Genomic DNA, 18,422 nt, shown 5'->3' with positions numbered 1-18,422 from the left:
CGGGCCGCGTTCCCGAGCTTGTTCTCACGGCGCAGACAAGCCCCAACGCGGGGCGCGTCGTGCCCCGAAAGCCGCGCGGCCTGCCCCATGGAAATCCGTTGCTCAGGTTTGCGACGCGGCGCTCAGGGTCTCCGTAAGTTGTGCGTGATGTACTGCACAGCGCCCCACCCAGACCGGATCGGGGCGTTCTGTCAGTCATCCAAGCCGATCGGCCGGCCACCTTCCGGGCCGCATCCGGCAAACCGGAAACCTCGCACCATGCAGGAACCCACACGCCCTGGACGGCGGAGCGCACCCACGCCCGCCGCGACCACGCACGCGCGTGACTTCACGGCAAACCCTGCCCTGCTTGCCGCAGGCGGGGTGCTCGCACCCACTTCACCATCAGTGCGCGTATGGCCATGGCAAGCGTTGCGCAAATGGCTTCTCGTCGCCCTGATCGCCTGCGCCTACCTGCTGCCCGGCACCCTCGGCCACGACCCGTGGAAGCAGGACGAGACCTATACGTTCGGCATCGTCCAGCACATGGTGGAAACCGGAGACGCGATCGTGCCGGTCAGCGCCGGCCAACCCTTTGTCGAGAAACCACCGTTTTATGCGTGGGCAGCAAGCGCGCTGGTCTGGCTGCTGGGTGACGTGCTGCCCGCGCATGACGCCGCGCGGCTTGCTAGTGCGCTGTTTGCCGGATTGGCCCTTGCGTTTACCGCGCGGCTCGCACGGGCGGCGACAGGTGCCTCTTCATGGACGGACCCACGCGTGCTGGGCACGGTGGCGCTGTGCGCAGGCTCGCTGATCGTGGTCAAGCACGCGCACGAGATGATCACCGACGTGGCGTTGCTGGCGGGCACTGCCATCGGCTTCTGCGGGTTGTTCGAATGCGCGCTGCCCGCAACGCGTTCTCGCGGCGCGGCATGGCTGCTCGGCATCGGTATGGGGATGGCGCTGCTGGCCAAGGGCGTATTCATTCCGCTGGTGTTCTGCATCACCATCGCCAGCGCGTGCGTGCTGCTTCCCGCGTGCCGCAGTCGCGCGTTTGTGCGACAACTCGGCACGGCGGTGCTGGTCTTCCTTCCATTCGCCACGATCTGGCCGACGCTCTTCTACCTGCGCGCGCCAGATCTCTTCCACGTCTGGTTCTGGGACAACAACATCGGCCGCTTCCTGGGCTTTTCCGTACCCGTGCTGGGCGCGGAGAACGACGATCCGTTCTACGTCTGGCATTCGCTGCTGACCATCGGGTTTCCGGCCGGCCCACTCGCGCTCGTCGCGCTGGCCCGTGGCGCATGGCGAGATTGGCGTACACCGCACGTGATGCTGCCGCTCGTATTCGCGGCAGTTGGATTGCTGGCACTCCAAGTCTCGGCGACCGCCCGCCCACTGTATCTCCTGCCGTTCATCGTGCCGCTCTCGCTGCTGGGCCAGCAAGCGATCGGGCGGCTGCCGATGCGCGCGCACGCCATGTGGGACTACCTCAGCCGCGCGCTGTTCGGCAGCATCTTGCTGCTCGCATGGCTGCTATGGGCCGTCATGACGGAAAACACATCGCATGCAGGCCTGCGCTGGCTCGACCGCTGGTTGCCGGTCGACTGGACCTTGCCGCTCGACCCCACGCTGGTGACCGCAGCACTCGCCCTGACAGGGGGATGGCTCTGGCTGCTGCCACGGCTGAAACAAGCCGGCGCATGGCGCGGCGCGCTGTCGTGGGCGGCCGGCGCCCTGGTCGGCTGGGGGTTAATCGGCACCCTGCTGCTGCCCTGGCTGGACGAGGCCAAGAGCTATCGCTCTGTGTTCGAGAGCCTCAGTGCCAAGCTGGCGCTGGCATGGCGCACCGACGATTGCATGGCGAGCCTGCATCTGGGCGAATCGGAAGCACCCATGCTGCGCTACTTCACCGGCATCCTGCACCGGCCCGTTGCACAATCCACAGCCCACACGTGCCGATGGCTGATCGTCCAGGACAGCCATGCGCACGCGCGAACGCCCGGAGAGGAATGGACTGAATTCTGGTCGGGCGCCCGCCATGGCGATCGGAATGAACGGCTGCGCGTCTTCCGGCTGGACACCACGCCGCCTCGCTGATCGCCCCAAAACAAAAACGGCGCGCGCCCCGTTGCCGGGAACGCGCGCCGTTCAGCGCATCCGATGCGAAGGCGTTACATCAGACCTTCTGCTGCACCCACGCTGCCACACCCGCCAGCGCCTGCGGCAGGTTGTCCGGCTCCGTGCCGCCGGCTTGTGCCATGTCCGGGCGGCCACCACCCTTGCCACCGACCTGCTGGGCGACAAAGTTGACCAGCTCGCCGGCCTTGACCTTGCCCGTGGCGTCAGCCGTCACGCCAGCGATCAGCGCAACCTTGCCGTCGGTGACGCTGCCCAGCACGATGGCGGCGGTCTGCAGCTTGTCCTTGAGCTTGTCCATGGTCTCGCGCAGCGTCTTGGCATCGGCGCCATCCAGCTTGGCGGCCAGCACCTTGATGCCGGCAACGTCCACCGCCTGGCTCACCAGTTCGTCGCCCTGGCTTGCGGCCAACTTCGACTTCAGGCGCTCCAGCTCCTTCTCCAGCGTCTTGACTTGATCCTGCACTTGGCCGATACGCTGCGTCAGCTCCGACGGCTGCGCACGCAGTGCGGCGGCCGCTTCGTTGATGCGCGTGTCGAGCGTCTGAAGGTAATGCAGCACGTTGTCGCCGGTGATCGCTTCCACGCGGCGGATGCCCGCTGCCACGCCTGATTCGCTCACGATCTTGAACAGGCCGATATCGCCCGTGCGCGCCACGTGCGTGCCGCCACACAGTTCCTTCGAGGAGCCGATCGACAGCACGCGCACTTCATCGCCGTACTTTTCACCGAAGAGCGCCATCGCGCCGTTCTTGACCGCATCGTCAAAGCCCATGAGCTGGGCGCTCGTCGCGGCGTTGGCGAAAATTTCTGCGTTGACGCGCGCTTCCACTTCGCGAATCTGCAGCGGCGTCATCGGCGCGTTGTGCGAGAAGTCGAAGCGGGTCTTGTCGGCATCGACCAGCGAGCCCTTCTGCTGCACGTGGCCGCCCAGCACTTCACGCAGGGCTTTGTGCATCAGGTGGGTGGCCGAGTGGTTGCGCATGGTGCGCGCGCGGCGCACAGCGTCCACTTCTGCCGCCACGGCATCGCCAACCTTCAGCACGCCGGTGCGCAGCTCGCCGTGGTGGCCGAACACTTCCGGCTGCACCTTGAGCGTGTCCGCCACGTCAAACCAGACGGTCGCAGCCTTGAGCGTGCCCTGGTCGCCAACCTGGCCGCCCGATTCCGCATAGAACGGGGTGTGGTCCAGCACCACCACGCCGGTCTGGCCCGGGTGCATTTCCTGCACCGATGCACCGTCGACAAACAGCGCCGTCACACGCGCGGTTTCGCGCACGAGCTGGTCGTAGCCGTGGAAGGTGGTCTTGTCGCCGGTGTAGTCGAGCGTGCCGGCGACCATCTTGAACTTGCCGGCCGCGCGTGCCTGCTCGCGCTGGCGGTTCATGGCCGCGTCAAAGGCAGCTTCGTCGACGATCACGTCGTTCTCGCGACAGACGTCTTGCGTCAGGTCCAGCGGGAAACCGAAGGTGTCGTGCAGCTTGAAGGCGAGTTCGCCGTCGAGCATCTTGGCACCCGAGGTCTTCAGCTCGCCCAGCGCAGCGTCGAGGATCGACATGCCGTGCTCGATGGTCTCGAAGAAGCGGGCTTCTTCCGTGCGCAGCACCTCGACCACGCGGTCGCGTGCCTCACGCAGTTCCGGATAGGCTTCGCCCATCTGCGCCACAAGATCGTCCACCAGCTTGTGGAAGAACGCGGCGCGGCAGCCGAGCTTGTAGCCATGGCGGATGGCGCGGCGGATGATCCGGCGCAGCACATAGCCGCGGCCTTCATTGCCCGGGATCACGCCGTCGACGATCAGGAACGAGCACGCGCGAATGTGGTCGGCAATCACGCGCAGCGAGTTGTTGGCCAGATCCTTGGTGTTGGTCTCACGCGCGGCGGCGGCGATCAGCGCCTGGAACAGGTCGATCTCGTAGTTGCTGTGCACGTGTTGGAGGATCGCGGCCAGACGCTCCATGCCCATGCCGGTGTCGACGCACGGTGCGGGCAGCGGGGTCAGCGTGTATTCGCCGGTCGCCGGATCGAGCTGGCGATCGAACTGCATGAACACGTTGTTCCAGATTTCGATGTAGCGGTCGCCGTCGGCTTCCGGGCTTCCCGGGGGGCCGCCCCATACGTCCGGGCCGTGGTCGTAGAAGATTTCCGAGCACGGGCCGCACGGGCCAGTTTCTGCCATCTGCCAGAAGTTGTCGGAGGCGTACGGCGCGCCCTTGTTGTCGCCGATGCGCACGACGCGCTCCGGCGGCAGGCCGATCACCTTGGTCCAGATGTCGTAGGCCTCGTCGTCGGTCTGGTAGACGGTGGCCCACAGCTTGTCGGCCGGCAGCTTGTATTCCTGGGTCAGCAACTCCCACGCCCACACGAGTGCATCGCGCTTGAAGTAGTCGCCGAACGACCAGTTGCCCAGCATTTCGAAGAACGTATGGTGGCGCGCGGTGTAGCCGACGTTTTCCAGGTCGTTGTGCTTGCCGCCGGCGCGCAGGCAGCGCTGCACGGAGGCCGCGCGCACGTAGGGGCGCTTGTCGGTACCAAGGAAGACGTCCTTGAACTGCACCATGCCGGAGTTGGTGAACAGCAGCGTCGGGTCGTTGCCCGGCACCAGCGGCGAGGAGCGCACCACGGTGTGGCCCTTGCCCTCAAAGAAGGTCAGGAATTTTTGGCGGATATCGGAGGCTTTCATGTCGCGGGGTGCCGAGTCAGCATTGCGCCTTGGAGCATCCGCCCCTGAGCGCCTTGGATTAGTGCAAACCGTTGATTATACGGGGTTCGCGCCCGGGTCGCGCCCATTCTGCGCCGCATTTTCCCCGGTTGGACGCATGGGGCTGGGGCCCTGCCGGGGCGTGGTGTAGAGTGCACCCGTTCCAATCGTGTCGATTCGTCAATCCATGGGCGCTCTGAGCCATCTCCGTGTTCTCGACCTGACCCGCGTACTTGCCGGCCCCTGGTGCGCGCAGAATCTTGCCGATTTCGGCGCCGATGTCATCAAGGTAGAACGCCCCGGTGCCGGGGACGACACGCGCACATGGGGCCCGCCGTGGCTCAAGGACGAAGCCGGCCAGGACACCGCTGAAGCCGCCTATTACCTAGCGGCCAATCGAAACAAGCGCTCGATCACCGTCGACATCAGCACGCCAGAGGGCCAGGACATCGTCCGCAAACTGGCGGCACATGCGGACGTGGTGCTCGAAAACTACAAGGTCGGCCAGCTCAAGAAATACGGGCTCGACTACGCATCGCTCAAAGCCGTTAAGCCGGACCTCGTCTACTGCTCCATCACAGGTTTCGGCCAGACCGGCCCTTACGCCGCGCGTGCCGGCTACGACTTCATCGTCCAAGGCATGGGAGGCTTCATGAGCCTGACCGGCGAGCGCGACGACCTGCCCGGCGGCGGCCCGCAGAAGGCCGGCGTGGCCATTTCGGATTTGATGACCGGCATGTACGCCACCGTGGCCGTGCTGGCCGCCCTTGCCCATCGGGACCGCACCGGCGAGGGCCAGTACATCGACATGGCGTTGCTCGACGTGCAGGTCGCGATGCTGGCGAACATGAACACGAACTATCTGGCCAGCGGTCAGGCGCCCAAGCGCTGGGGCAACGCGCACCCGAACATCGTGCCGTATCAGACGTTCCAGGCCGCCAATGGCTGGATCATCGTGGCGGTCGGCAATGACGGCCAGTTTCGCCGCTTTGTCGACGCCGGCGGCATGCCCGAACTGGCCGACGACCCGCGCTTTGCCACCAACCCGCAGCGCGTGGCCAACCGCGACGTGCTGGTGCCGATCCTGGCCGAGATGGTCAAACGCTTCGGCAAGGGCGAATGGATCGACAAGCTCGAAGCCGCCGGCGTGCCGTGCGGCCCGATCAATTCGCTCGACGAGGTGTTCGACAACGAGCAGGTACAGGCGCGCGGCCTGCGCGTCGACCTACCTCACCCGAGCGCCGGCAAGGTCAAGCTGGTCGGCAGCCCGGTCAAGATGAGCGCCACGCCGCCCAAGGCCGCGAGCCACCCGCCACTGCTGGGCGAACACACCGAAACCGTGCTGCGCGACGTGCTCGACTTCTCGCCCGAGCAGATCGAAGCACTGCGCGCGCAAGGCGTCATCTAATCGCAACTTCTTCCACCCAAGACGAGGTCCTCATGTGGCTTGATGCGTTGCTGGCTTACTTGCATTACATCTCGATCTTCACGCTGATCGTCTTTCTCACCGCCGAGGCCGTGGTACTGCGCCCGGACATGACGCCCGAGACGTGCAAGCGCCTGGCGCGCTATGACGCCGTGTTCGGGTTTGCCGCCCTCGCGGTGCTGATAACGGGGCTGCTGCGCGTGTTCTATGGTGCCAAAGGCTACGCGTTCTACGTTCACAACCCGGTATTCCACGTCAAGGTCGGCCTGTTCATCCTGATCGGCCTGATGTCGATCATTCCGACTGTCACGATCCTGCGCTGGAAGAAGCAGGGTAAGACGCTGCCCAACTTCGTGCCCACGGCCGCGGAAATTGCAAAAACGCGGCGTTGGGTCATGATCGAGTCGCACCTGATCATCTTCATTCCGCTGGCGGCTGTGTTGATGGCGCGCGGTATCGGCATGTAAATACACAGGGCCGCGCAACCGCATTGCTCGGCCCCAAGTTTTCCCCAAGGCAACGCTAGGGACAAACCCTGAATCGTTTGCCCAGGCGCCGCGCGGGGCCATGAGAAGGCCCGCCTTCCCCTCCGCAAGGTGCTTGAAAGCCGGTCTGCTTAGCGTGCAAACTTGGCCGCCTTACAAGGCATAAGGTGGCCTGCCATACCCGGCGCTGCACGCCACCCCTAGGAGACCAGACTTGCAGAACGATCCACAAGGTCGTCCGGTGATCCGCAGTCACCAGGACTTTGCATCCGGCGTCATGTTCATCGTCGCCGGTGCAGCGTTTGCCATTCTGGCGCGCAGCTACCGCATGGGGACTGCCAGCAGCATGGGCCCGGGCTATTTCCCGTTCTGGCTAGGCGTTGTGCTCGTCCTGCTGGGCGTGGTGGTGGTCGTGCAATCCCTCTCGCGCAAGGGCGTGATCGATCGCATTCCGCGCTGGGACGTCAAAACGCTGCTGTGGGTTCTCGGCTCCGTGGTGCTATTCGGGCTGCTGCTGCAACCGCTTGGGCTGGTGCTCTCGATTGTGGTGCTCGTGCTGGTCTCCAGCATGGCGAGCCACGAGTTCACGCTTAAAGGCGCGGTCGGCACCGCCATCGTGATGGTGGTGATGAGCCTCGCGGCCTTTGTCTACGGGCTCAAGCTGCAGTTTCCGGTGTGGCCCGCCTTCATCGGCAATTGAGCCGGACGCGGACGACACCATGGATCTCTTTGCCAATCTCGCGCTCGGCTTCTCCACCGCGCTCTCCATCCAGAACCTGATCTACGCGTTCATCGGCTGCGTGCTTGGCACGCTGATCGGCGTACTGCCTGGTCTCGGCCCCATCGCCACCATCGCGATGCTGCTGCCCGCCACGTATGCGCTGCCGCCGGTGGCCGCGCTCATCATGCTGGCCGGCATTTACTACGGCGCGCAGTACGGCGGCTCCACCACGGCCATCCTCGTCAATCTGCCGGGCGAATCGTCATCGGTCGTGACCACCATTGACGGCTATCAGATGGCCCGGCGGGGGCGCGCAGGCGTGGCGCTGGCCACCGCGGGTCTGGGCTCGTTCTTCGCTGGCTGCGTGGCCACGCTGGTGCTGGCGGCATTTGCCACGCCGCTGTCGGAATTCGCGTTCAACTTCGGGCCGGCGGAGTATTTCTCGCTGATGGTGCTGGGGCTCATCGGGGCGGTGGTGCTGGCCTCGGGCTCGCTCATCAAAGCGATCGCGATGATCGTGCTGGGCCTGCTGCTCGGTCTGGTCGGCACCGATGTGAACTCGGGCACCGCGCGTTATTCGTTTGACGTGCCGGAACTGGCCGACGGGCTGAACTTCGTGTCGGTGGCGATGGGCGTGTTTGGCTTTGCCGAGATCATCGCGAACCTCGAACAGAAGGAGCACCGCGAAACCTTTGTCGAGCACGTGCGCAACCTCTGGCCCAGCCGCGAAGACTTCAAGCGCATGATCCCGGCCGTGCTGCGTGGCACGGCGCTCGGCTCGCTGCTGGGCATCCTGCCCGGCGGCGGCGCAACGCTGGCGTCGTTCGCGTCGTACTCCCTGGAGAAGAAGACGTCGAAGTATTCACACGAGTTTGGCAAGGGCGCCATCGAGGGTGTGGCCGGTCCGGAATCGGCCAACAACGCTGCCGCGCAGACATCCTTCATTCCGTTGCTCACGCTGGGCATTCCGCCCAATGCGGTGATGGCGCTGATGGTGGGCGCGATGACCATCCACAACATCCAGCCTGGCCCACAGGTGATGACCAGCAACCCCGCGCTGTTCTGGGGCCTGATCGCCTCGATGTGGATCGGCAACCTGATGCTCATCGTGCTGAACCTGCCGATGATCGGCGTGTGGGTGCGTTTGTTGAAGGTGCCGTATCGCTTCCTGTATCCGGCCATCCTGGTGTTCTGCTGCATTGGCGTGTATTCGGTGTCGAATACAACGTTCGATATCTTCCAGACGGCGCTCTTCGGATTGATCGGCTACATGTTCGTGAAGCTGCGCTGCGAACCGGCGCCCATGCTGCTCGGCTTCGTGCTGGGGCCGATGATGGAAGAAAACTTCCGCCGCGCGCTGCTGCTCTCGCGCGGGGATTTCTCCACCTTCGTCACGCGGCCGCTGTCGCTGGGGCTGCTGATTGCAGCGGGCATCCTGATCTTGTTGGTGGCCCTGCCGGCTATCAACAGGAAACGCGAGGAGGCGTTTCAAGAAGAATAAGAACGGCGACGTTGCTGCATCGCACCCTACGAAACCGGAGGCCCGCCCTCCGGTTTTTGTTTGCGCACGCGGCAGCGCAGCATTAGAGCCAAACCTCCACTCCAGTTGACGTTGGACACGGCGCTTCGGATAACGGAGGGCGATCGGCCCACAGAGGTCGACCACCTATCCTATGTCCAGGAGACAACCGAATGACACAGACTTCCCTGCTCCATGCTGTCTATGGATCAGCGCGCAGCTTCCTGCGCACGCACGCTGCAGCCGCCGTCTTGGCCACATCCGCCCTCACCTTGGGTGCGGCCGCACCGGCCCAGGCCGCCAGCACGTATGCCGCCACCAAGTACCCGATCGTGCTGGTGCATGGCCTCTCGGGCACCAGCAAGTTCCTCGGCGTGGTCGATTACTGGTACCAGATCCCCGAAGACCTGCGCGCCAACGGCGCCAATGTCTACGTGGCCGATGTATCCGCCTTCAACGATGAAACCGTGCGCGGCGAACAGCTCGTCAGCCAGATCCGCAGCGTGCTGGCCACCACGGGTGCGGCCAAGGTCAACCTCATTGGACACAGCCAGGGCGGGCTGACATCGCGCTATGCGGCCGCCGTGGTGCCGAACTTGGTGGCCTCCGTCACCACCATCGGCACGCCCCACAAGGGGTCGGAGTTTGCGGACTTTGTGGAGTCGACACCCGCTCCGTTCCAAGCGCTCGTGAACCTCGGTGCCGACATATTCGGCTCGGTGCTCGGCTGGTTCAACGGCAACAGCAATCCGCAAAACGGTTTTGCGGCGCTGCATATCCTGTCGACGTCGGGCGCGGCCGATTTCAACAAGGCGTTCCCGAGCGCGGGCCTGGCGAGCGGGTGCAACACCGGCAGCGCCACCGACGTGCGCAACGGCAACGTGCAGAAGCTGTATTCGTGGACGGGCCGCTCCACCGCCACCAACCTTCTCGACGTGTTTGATCCGGTGCTGGTGTTCAGCGGCGGCGTCATGCAGGCGCGTGGCTCGGGAACGAACGATGGGCTCGTCTCCGTGTGCAGCGCGAAGTTCGGGCAGGTCTTGTCGACAGATTACGCGTGGAACCACCTGGATGAGGTCAACCAGTTGCTTGGCCTGATCGGCTGGGGCGCAGCGGACCCCGTTGCGGTGATCCGCACGCAAGCCAATCGGCTGAAGACGGCAGGTCTCTAACCCTCGACGCGCTGAACGCCACGATGAAGCCCCAATCGCCATCGATACAACCCATGACGTTTGTTGTTGCCGTGCTGGTGGCGGTGTCGGTCGCGGGCGGGGTCTACTGGTGGCACACGTATGACGGGCCGGAAATGCCTGCGGAATCGCAGCCGCAGTCGGCCAAGGGCGCATTTATCGGTAGTGTGGGCGGCGAACCGTTGACGACGGCCGCGCCTGCACCCGAGCTGGCCGACACACAGGCGCCGGACGGCCTGCACGTCGATGCGCACGGCCACCTCATCGTTGAAGCCGCCAACCGCGCGGTGTTCGACTACTTCCTGGATGTGCCCGCGTCGCTGCCCGAAGCACAGCGGGTGTCGATGGCCGAGGCGCATCTGCGCGCCAAGCTGATCACGCCGGCGCTGGCGGAGGCGCAATCGCTGTTGCAGCATTACCTAGCCTATCGCAAGGCAGCGGCTGAAAACGGCACCACCGGCCCCAATAAGCCGAGCCTCGAACAAGTCCAGCAGCGCCCGGAGCTGATCGCCACGCTGCGCCAGCAGTTGAGCGAGCGCACCGCGCTGCGCCGCCAATACCTGGGTGCGGACGTCGCCCAGGCTTGGTACGGCGATGACGACGCGATGGACGCGGCCGCACTCGACCGCTTGGCCGTGATGGCGGACCCGTCGCTCACGCCGGAGCAGCGCGCTGCCAGGATCGCCGCCATCGATGCCAACCTGCCGCCCTCGGTGCAGCAGGCGCGCCGCGATGCCTCCGCCCCGCTCAAGCTCGCCAGCGACATGGAAACGTGGACGAAGCAAGGCATGAGCGAGGCCGAGATGCGCCAGCGCCTGTCAGCCCGGGGCGTGGACAGCCTCGTGGCCGACCGCCTGATCCAGGGCAACCGCGAAGAAGCCGACTGGCGCAACCGCTACGACGCCTACGCCCGCGAACGCGATCGCATCAACGCCTTTACCGGCCTGTCGGAAGCCGATCGCGCCGCGCAAATCGCGCAACTCCGGCAGCAGACCTTCACCGCCTCGAATGAGCTTTTGCGCGCACAGGCGCTCGACGGCCTGGCCCAGCGCAAATAGCGTCCGGGGGCGTAAGCCGCCGGGCACTGTAAAATCGCGGGATTGCCGAATCACGCACTCCCATGAGCCAAGACAACGCCACCGCCAACGGGTCGACTGCCGCCGCCCCCACGTCCAACTTCCTGCGCCAGATCATTGACGGCGACCTCACGCAAGGCACCTACGCCAATCGCAAGGACGCCACCGGCCAGCCGATCCCACCAGTGGTCACGCGCTTTCCGCCGGAGCCCAATGGCTACCTGCACATTGGTCACGCCAAGAGCATCTGGGTGAACTTCGGCATGGCCAAGGATTACAACGGCCGCTGCCACCTGCGCTTTGACGACACCAACCCCGTCAAGGAAGACACCGAATACGTCGATTCCATCATCGACGCCGTGCATTGGCTCGGCTATTCGTGGAGCGACGCCGGCGGCGAGCACCTCTATTACGCCAGCGACTATTTCGAGCAGCTCTACGGTTTTGCCGAAGTGCTGATCCAGCGTGGCGCGGCCTACGTCGACAGCCAGAGCGCCGAGCAGATCGCCGCCAACCGGGGCGATTTCACCCGCCCGGGCACGCCGTCGCCGTTCCGTGATCGCTCGGTGGAGGAAAATCTGGCGCTGTTCCGCGACATGCGCGCGGGCAAGTACAAGGACGGCGAACTGGTGCTGCGCGCCAAGATCGACATGGCCGCGCCCAACATCGTGATGCGCGATCCGGTGCTGTACCGCATCCGCCATGCGCATCACCACCGCACCGGCGACGCGTGGTGCATCTACCCGATGTACGACTTCACGCACTGCATTTCCGATGCGCTGGAGAACATCACCCATTCGCTGTGCACGCTCGAATTCGAGAACAACCGCCCGCTGTACGACTGGGTGCTCGACCACCTGCGCGACGCCGGCGTGCTGCCCGCGCCGTTGCCGCATCAATACGAATTCGCGCGCCTGCACCTGACATACGCCATCACCAGCAAGCGCAAGCTGCTGCAACTGGTGACGGAAAAGCGTGTCGACGGCTGGGACGACCCGCGTATGCCGACGCTCGTTGGCATCCGCCGCCGCGGCTATACGCCGGAATCGATCCAGCTCTTCTGCGAACGCGTTGGCGTGTCGAAGGCCGACAGCTGGATCGACATGAGCATCCTGGAAGGCGCCGTGCGCGACGACCTCGATGCGCGTGCGCCGCGCTCGGTTGCCGTGCTGGACCCGGTCAAGCTGGTGCTCGACAACGTGCCGGCCGATTTCAACGAGCCGTGCTCCGCACCCGTGCATCCGAAGCAGCCCGAACTCGGCCGCCGCGAATTCCCGCTCACGCGAGAGCTGTGGATCGAGCGCGAGGACTTTACCGAGACGCCTCCCAAGGGTTACTTCCGCCTGTTCCCGGGCAACAAGGTGCGCCTGCGCTACGGCTATGTGATCGAATGCACCGGCTGCGACAAGGATGCCGACGGCAACATCACCGCCGTGCACGCCAACATCATTCCGGACACGAAGAGTGGCACGCCGGGTGCTGACAGCGTGAAGGTGAAGGGCAACATCCACTGGGTGAGCGCCGCACATGCGCTGGAAGCTGAAGTGCGCCTGTACGACCGCCTGTTCAGCGACCCGCAGCCGGATTCGGGCGACAAGAACTTCCTGGATGCGCTCAACCCGGACTCCAAGAAGATCGTCACGGCCTACCTGGAGCCGACGCTGGCAACGGCCAAGGCAGAAGATCGCTTCCAGTTCGAGCGCCATGGCTACTTTGTGGCTGACCGCACCGACTCACAACCGGGCAAGCCCGTGTTCAACCGCGTGGTCGGTCTGAAAGACAGCTGGGGCAAGTAAGCACAGGCCCATGCGCGCCATGGGCCTCTGATATCGGAGGCATCATGCGTGCATGGATCCTATTGCTGGCGGGGTTGTTAACCACTCCCGCCTTCGCCGCGTCATTTGCGCCAGACCTGACGCACACATCGGTCTACTTCGGCGCATCGCATTTCGATCGGAGCACGATGCGCGGCCGCTTCGACAAGATCGACGGCGCCATCAACTTCGATGAAGCCACCAACCAAGGCGGCATCGATTTCACCGTCGACGCTGCATCCGTCAACACGCGCCTGCGGGTGCTGGACGGTGTGCTGAAATCCGAGCAGTTTCTCGATGCCGCGCAGTTTCCGGTCATCCGCCTGCGCAGCGACCGCTTTGTCGTGGAAGGCGGCAAGCTTGCCGCCATCGAGGCCAAACTCACGCTGCACGGCGTGACGCAGCCGGTGCGGCTGGAGGTGCGCCGCTTCAGTTGTGGCGACGAGAAGATGCCCGGCAGCACGCGCCACGTCTGCGGCGGCGATTTCCACCTCTCCATTGCCCGCAGCGCCTTCGGCATGACGCGCTTTCTGCCCGACGTGGGCGACCGCGTCGACCTCGACATCAGCGTGGAAGCCACGCCTCAATAAACCTCGCAATCCCTCTATGCCCAATATTGATTTCGCACTGACCACCGAATACATCGAGCTGCACAAGCTGCTCAAGCTCACCGGCGTGGTCGACAGCGGCGGCGCCGGCAAGGCGGTGGTCGCCGAGGGTGCGGTCACGGTCGACGGCCAGCCGGAGTTGCGCAAGACGGCCAAGATTCGGGCGGGCCAGGTGGTCATGCTCGGGGATGTGCGCATTGCCGTGCAGGGTGTCGACTAACGCGCTAGGTGTTTGAAAACGCACCTTATGCTAGGGTGCGGCACCCTCACAACCATCCACATCCAGGAGACTGACCATGCCGATCGCCCTCTGGTGCGTTCTGGTGGCAGCGGTGTTGCCGATCGTGTGCGTCGGCATCGCCAAGGCCAAAGGCCCGCGGTACGACAACAGCAATCCGCGCGCGTGGCTCGCACAGCAAACCGGCGTAGCGGGCCGTGCTGCAGCCGCACAGCAGAATCACTTTGAGGCGTTTCCGTTCTTTGCGGTGGCCGTGCTGGTGGCCATCCTGGGCGGCGGCGTCATCGACCGCATCAACCTGCTGGCCATCGCGTTCATCGTGGTGCGCGTGCTGTACACGGTGTGCTATCTCGCCAACTGGGCACCGCTGCGTTCGCTGATGTGGTTTGCGGGCTTTGCCTTGTGCGTTGCGCTGTTCGTTCAACCCGCCTTCGCGCACTGAGCATCCGCTCCGCCAACAAAGAACGGCGCCCAGGTGGCGCCATTTTCTTTGTGCGATGCCGATTACGTCGATGCATCCGGCGGCACGGACGGCGCGCGGAACAACCGCCAGGCCATGCCGCCCAGCACCGCTACCGCCGCCAACAGGGCGCCCCACAGAACCCACTGGCGCTTGCGGCCGCCCGGTGGCTCTGCCGTCAGCGCGTCAGCAGGCGAATCGCTCATCGCGCCAAGCTGTGCCTGCGCAATGGCGGGCGATGCACCCGCGAGCAAATCCGCGCGTGCGACCGGATTGCCGCGCGCCACTTCCGCCACCGCCAGCATGAACGGCACATTGCCGCGCGCCGCATACGTGACCGTGGCCGGACGCCAGCCGATCGCCAACTGCGGCGCGCCGGCACCGAGGCCGCCGCTGCGCGTGTCAACTTGCAGACGCCAATAGCGCTCGCCCGTCGCAGGTACGGTGATGGCCGCACTTTCCTGCTCGCCCTTCCCGTCGGCCCCCGCCAGCCGGAACAGGCGCGCAGAGGTCACCGGCCGCCAGGGCGCCTGGGCATCGGCACGCGCATACAGCGTCGCCTGCGCGACGGTGTTGGCTTGCGGCAGATGGATCTTCACGCGCTCGACCGGGAACACGCCGCCAGTATCGAACTGGTAATCGCCGGCAGCGGGCGTCTGCACTGGCGCCAGACCCGAGCGCCACTGGATGGCGTTATCTGCAAGCGCCACCGGCGCACCGGCGGCCAACTCTGCACGCACGGCATCCGGCACAGGCGGTTTGCCTTGCCACGTCAGGCGCAGGTATTTCGCCCGCAGCCCCGTGAATTCGATGCGATCCTGCACCAGCGTGCTGCCCTGATTGGACAGACGGAACAGCGTGGCCTGGGCGACGGGGCTCCAGTGCTGCAAGTCATCGCTGGCCTGCACGCTCACACCGCTCTGGAATTCGGCGGCCGGGAGTGCGACGACCAGCGCCGTCACCGTGTCACGAAGCTGGCTGAGGTCGACCACCCACGCCCGGACAGACGCCTGCGATAGCTGAGCGCCCGTTGCACGCAGCACGCCATCGGTACCGAGCACGACACCTGCGGCGCCCAGCTTCTGCGCATCGTCGATGGGTGTGGCAAACCAGTGCACGTCCTGCAGCGTGCGAGCCTGCGGCGCCGGATCGCGCGGGATGTCGATGGTGAACGGCACGGGCTCGCCGTCGCCATTGAGGATGCGCAGATCGGCCAGGTTGGCCTCGTGCGCATGGGCGTAGACGTCTTCGCTGAGCGTGACGGCGTAGTACGGGGCGCCGGGCGTGCCGGTCAGCGCAAAGCGTTCGGCCCAGGCCGGCGCAGACAACAGCGACGCCGCAGCCATCGCAAGAACAACCTTCTTCACAGAACCTCCCCGGTTTCAGCATCGGCGCTGGTTTTGGGCTTCGGCGGCAACGGCGACAGATAGCCGATCAGCAACAGCAGCACGCCAATCCCGATAAACGACACGATGCGCTCGACACCCGTGACGCGTGACAGGTCGAACAGGAACAGCTTGACCACCGTCACGCCCAGCAGCGCCCCGCCGGTGAACCACAGCGCGCGGCTGGCGCGCCGCGTGGCAAACACCATCACCGCCAATGCCAGCACCGTCCAGAACATCGACAGCGATGCCTGTACCAGCATGGAGGCGCCCAGATCGTCCAGCGTGTACGGAACATGCGCCCAATGGTGTAGCGTGCGCAGCAGCACCGCGTTGGCCCAGATGAACAACGTCGCACCGATGGCGTAGCCGATCACCATCGGCTCGGGCACAAGCTTCTGCAGCGCCACGCGGCGCATCCACAACGCGATGGCGAAGAAGACCAGCAGTTGCGCCACGTCCAGCGGATTGAGAATCGGCAGGTAGAACAGCGGCGCGGCATTGCCATCGCTGGCGGCGCTCGCCAGGCTCCACAGCCACAGCAGGGCAGCCAGCGGCGCGGCACCCCACAGCAGGTAGGCGCGCTCGAAGCGGGCGATAGGCCAGCGGATGCGCCAGCCAGCGCCCGCCAGCAGGGCAAGCAACGCGCCGTAGGCATAGGCCCACGCTGCGAAGCTCCAGGTGCCCTCGGGCACGTAGGCATCGAGGCGCCAGTAGCCTTCCGTGGCCAGTACGCCGCAGATCAGCCAGAACAGCACGGTATGCAGCGGCGCGAGGATGGTGTCCTTCACGTCGCGCTCCTGGCGGCGCAGCAGCACGAAGGCCAGCGCCACAGCCGCAATCCACACCAGCCCGCCCCAGCCGGCCAGCGGTGACGGCACCCAGTGCTCGATCGCAGCCAGCGAAACCAACGCGAGCACCGGCGACAACGCCAGCGCGGGCCATTCGGCCAGTGCCCAATCGAGTTTGCGACGCAGGCCATGCGCAGCCCACGCCGTCAGCACGGCGAAGGCGGCATACAGCGGAATGTCGGGCCGATCGACTGTCTTGCTGGCGAAGCGCCAGGCCCAGCGGTCGATCTCGTTGCTGCCGCTGCCAAGCCACCACAGCAAGCCCCACACCGACGCGACAACGCCGAGCACCGGCGCTGCCTTCAGCCACGCACGCGCCTCCGCCTTGCCATGCAGGCGCCAGCCGCTGAACACGCCCGCCAGCGCAATCAATACCCCGCCGATATAGCGGCTGTTGAGCACGGCCCAGCCGTGCTGCGGTGCCCAATCGAATACGGCATCCACGGCGAATGCTGCGCCCGCCGCGAGCTGCAGGAGCAGGCCGGCCGCCAGCGCCAGCCGACGTTGCTGGCGCACGCCCAGCCACACCACGGCGGCGCCTTCCAGCGCCCACACCGCACTGGTGGTGCGCCCGTCGAAGGCCAGCGGGATCGCCAGCGTGATGAAGATGACGCCCAGCGCGAACATCGCCTCGTACAGCAGGCCAAGGTTCGCGCGCCTGGGCGCCAGCCAGCCCGCAATTGCCAGATAGAACGCGGCCAGCGCAGTGGCGCTCCACGCCATCGCAAACGGAATGTTGTGCACCAGCCCAGCCTGCAAACCCATCGCCACCAACGGCGTGCCGAACACCAGCGTGCCGTCAACGTAGTTCGTCAGGCTGATATGACGGCGCAGCGCGGTCAGCAGCGCAATGCCCACATACATCAGGAAGAAGAGAATCAGGAACGGCTCAGTGCTCGCCAGCAACGACGGCTGATAGCGCAGCACGCCCCACGCCGTGGCAATGCCGAACGTAAAGACGAAGCCCAGCAGATTCAGCGCCCGCCACGCCCGGAACCACGCAATGGCGAAGATGCCGGCGTTGAGCAGCGCGTAATAGCTGAACAACGCCACGTGGCTGCCCTGCCCGGTCGAGATCAGGATCGGCGCCAGAAAGCCGCCCGCGCTGCCCGTAAAGGCCAGCGCCGGCGCGTTCTGCTTGACGGCCAGCCCAGCGGCCAGCGCGCAGATCAACACCAGCAGCGGAAACGCCATCCCCGGGCTGAGCAGTGGCACCACGCGCGTGGCGGCAAATACCGTCAGATACAGCACGCCGACCCCGCCGCCCTGCAGCACGAGCGCATAGCCCGGACGCTTTTCGCGCAGGCGCCAGCCGATGCCCAGCAACGCAATCGCCCCGACCGCCACACCGGCCAGCCGGAATTCGACGGGCAGCAGGCTGTTGTCCGCCGCGTACTTGAGCAGGAACGCCACACCGAAGAACAGGATCAGGATGCCGACCCGCACCACGCTGTTGCCGCCCAGCAGCCAGTCGCGGGCAGCGCCGACGGCGCGCTCGACCCAATCGGGCTCGTGCGGCGCCAAGACCGGCGCGGGCTGGGGAACAGGCTGAGGCATTGGCTGCGGCGCCACCACCTGCGGCGCAGGCACAGGCACAGCAGGCGTCTCCACCGGTGGCAACCCGTCGGCCACGATCGGCAGCGCCTCAACGGCAGCGGCCTCCACGTTGGCGGGCACAGCAAACGTTCCACTTTTGATTTCAGCCATCTGCCGGCGCAGGAGCGATACCTCGTGCTCAAGCTGCGCCACACGTTCCTGCAGCGTGGCAGGCTGTGGCGACACGGCAGCCTGCGCGGGCGCATGGCTACCTCGGGCGACTGGTCGAACGGC

The 18,422-nt window shown here is 65.6% G+C and carries 14 protein-coding genes; 11 read left to right on the top strand and 3 right to left on the bottom strand.

Features of this window, described 5'->3' with window-relative positions; all coding sequences use genetic code 11:
- Positions 1-258: 258 nt before the first annotated feature.
- Positions 259-2,079: a glycosyl transferase gene (locus ACCD03_RS03675; RefSeq protein WP_325652708.1), complete on the top strand. Its 1,821-nt coding sequence runs from the start codon at positions 259-261 to the stop codon at positions 2,077-2,079.
- 79 nt (positions 2,080-2,158) lie between these two features.
- Here ACCD03_RS03675 and alaS read toward each other — a convergent pair whose 3' ends face one another.
- A complete protein-coding gene (alaS, locus tag ACCD03_RS03670) occupies positions 2,159-4,801 on the bottom strand; it encodes an alanine--tRNA ligase (protein ID WP_413410894.1) in 2,643 nt (880 codons plus the stop codon).
- A 205-nt stretch (positions 4,802-5,006) separates the two neighbouring features.
- Here alaS and ACCD03_RS03665 point away from each other — a divergent pair, with 205 nt between their 5' ends.
- The 10 genes from ACCD03_RS03665 (at position 5,007) to ACCD03_RS03620 (ending at position 14,338) form a co-directional block, all read left to right on the top strand.
- Positions 5,007-6,227, top strand: a complete 1,221-nt coding sequence (locus ACCD03_RS03665) for a CaiB/BaiF CoA transferase family protein (RefSeq protein ID WP_413410981.1) — start codon at positions 5,007-5,009, stop codon at positions 6,225-6,227.
- A 32-nt stretch (positions 6,228-6,259) separates the two neighbouring features.
- A complete protein-coding gene (locus ACCD03_RS03660) occupies positions 6,260-6,712 on the top strand; it encodes a DUF2214 family protein (RefSeq protein ID WP_413410893.1) in 453 nt (150 codons plus the stop codon).
- A 295-nt stretch (positions 6,713-7,007) separates the two neighbouring features.
- A complete protein-coding gene (locus ACCD03_RS03655; RefSeq protein WP_325652723.1) occupies positions 7,008-7,430 on the top strand; it encodes a tripartite tricarboxylate transporter TctB family protein in 423 nt (140 codons plus the stop codon).
- A gap of 19 nt (positions 7,431-7,449) precedes the next feature.
- Entirely contained in the window at positions 7,450-8,952 is a 1,503-nt protein-coding gene (locus ACCD03_RS03650; protein ID WP_325652702.1) for a tripartite tricarboxylate transporter permease, read from the top strand.
- 191 nt (positions 8,953-9,143) lie between these two features.
- Positions 9,144-10,142: a lipase family alpha/beta hydrolase gene (locus tag ACCD03_RS03645; protein ID WP_045204540.1), complete on the top strand. Its 999-nt coding sequence runs from the start codon at positions 9,144-9,146 to the stop codon at positions 10,140-10,142.
- A gap of 53 nt (positions 10,143-10,195) precedes the next feature.
- Positions 10,196-11,218 (top strand): lipase secretion chaperone, encoded by a 1,023-nt coding sequence (locus ACCD03_RS03640; RefSeq protein WP_325652700.1) that lies wholly within the window; start codon positions 10,196-10,198, stop codon positions 11,216-11,218.
- Between the two features lie 62 nt (positions 11,219-11,280).
- Positions 11,281-13,032, top strand: coding sequence for a glutamine--tRNA ligase/YqeY domain fusion protein (locus ACCD03_RS03635; RefSeq protein WP_325652698.1), 1,752 nt, complete (start codon positions 11,281-11,283; stop codon positions 13,030-13,032).
- A 44-nt stretch (positions 13,033-13,076) separates the two neighbouring features.
- A complete protein-coding gene (locus ACCD03_RS03630; RefSeq protein WP_413410892.1) occupies positions 13,077-13,640 on the top strand; it encodes a YceI family protein in 564 nt (187 codons plus the stop codon).
- A 16-nt stretch (positions 13,641-13,656) separates the two neighbouring features.
- Complete coding sequence (locus ACCD03_RS03625; RefSeq protein WP_045204544.1) at positions 13,657-13,878, top strand: RNA-binding S4 domain-containing protein; 222 nt, start codon at positions 13,657-13,659, stop codon at positions 13,876-13,878.
- Between the two features lie 76 nt (positions 13,879-13,954).
- Positions 13,955-14,338 carry an MAPEG family protein gene (locus ACCD03_RS03620; protein ID WP_182594423.1) on the top strand — a complete coding sequence of 128 codons (384 nt, stop codon included), beginning with the start codon at positions 13,955-13,957 and terminating at the stop codon, positions 14,336-14,338.
- Between the two features lie 62 nt (positions 14,339-14,400).
- Here the strand turns inward: ACCD03_RS03620 and ACCD03_RS03615 are convergent, their stop codons facing one another.
- Both ACCD03_RS03615 and ACCD03_RS03610 read right to left on the bottom strand, forming a co-directional pair.
- Positions 14,401-15,723 (bottom strand): DUF3999 domain-containing protein, encoded by a 1,323-nt coding sequence (locus ACCD03_RS03615; protein ID WP_413410891.1) that lies wholly within the window; start codon positions 15,721-15,723, stop codon positions 14,401-14,403.
- The coding region (locus tag ACCD03_RS03610; RefSeq protein ID WP_413410890.1) for a DUF2339 domain-containing protein at positions 15,720-18,422 on the bottom strand (2,703 nt) is incomplete at its 5' end. The genes ACCD03_RS03615 and ACCD03_RS03610, both read right to left, overlap by 4 nt.

The sequence above is a fragment of the Ralstonia sp. Ralssp135 genome (assembly GCF_047304345.1).
Lineage (GTDB): Bacteria > Pseudomonadota > Gammaproteobacteria > Burkholderiales > Burkholderiaceae > Ralstonia > Ralstonia chuxiongensis.
This window is presented reverse-complemented; position numbering and strand designations above follow the sequence as displayed.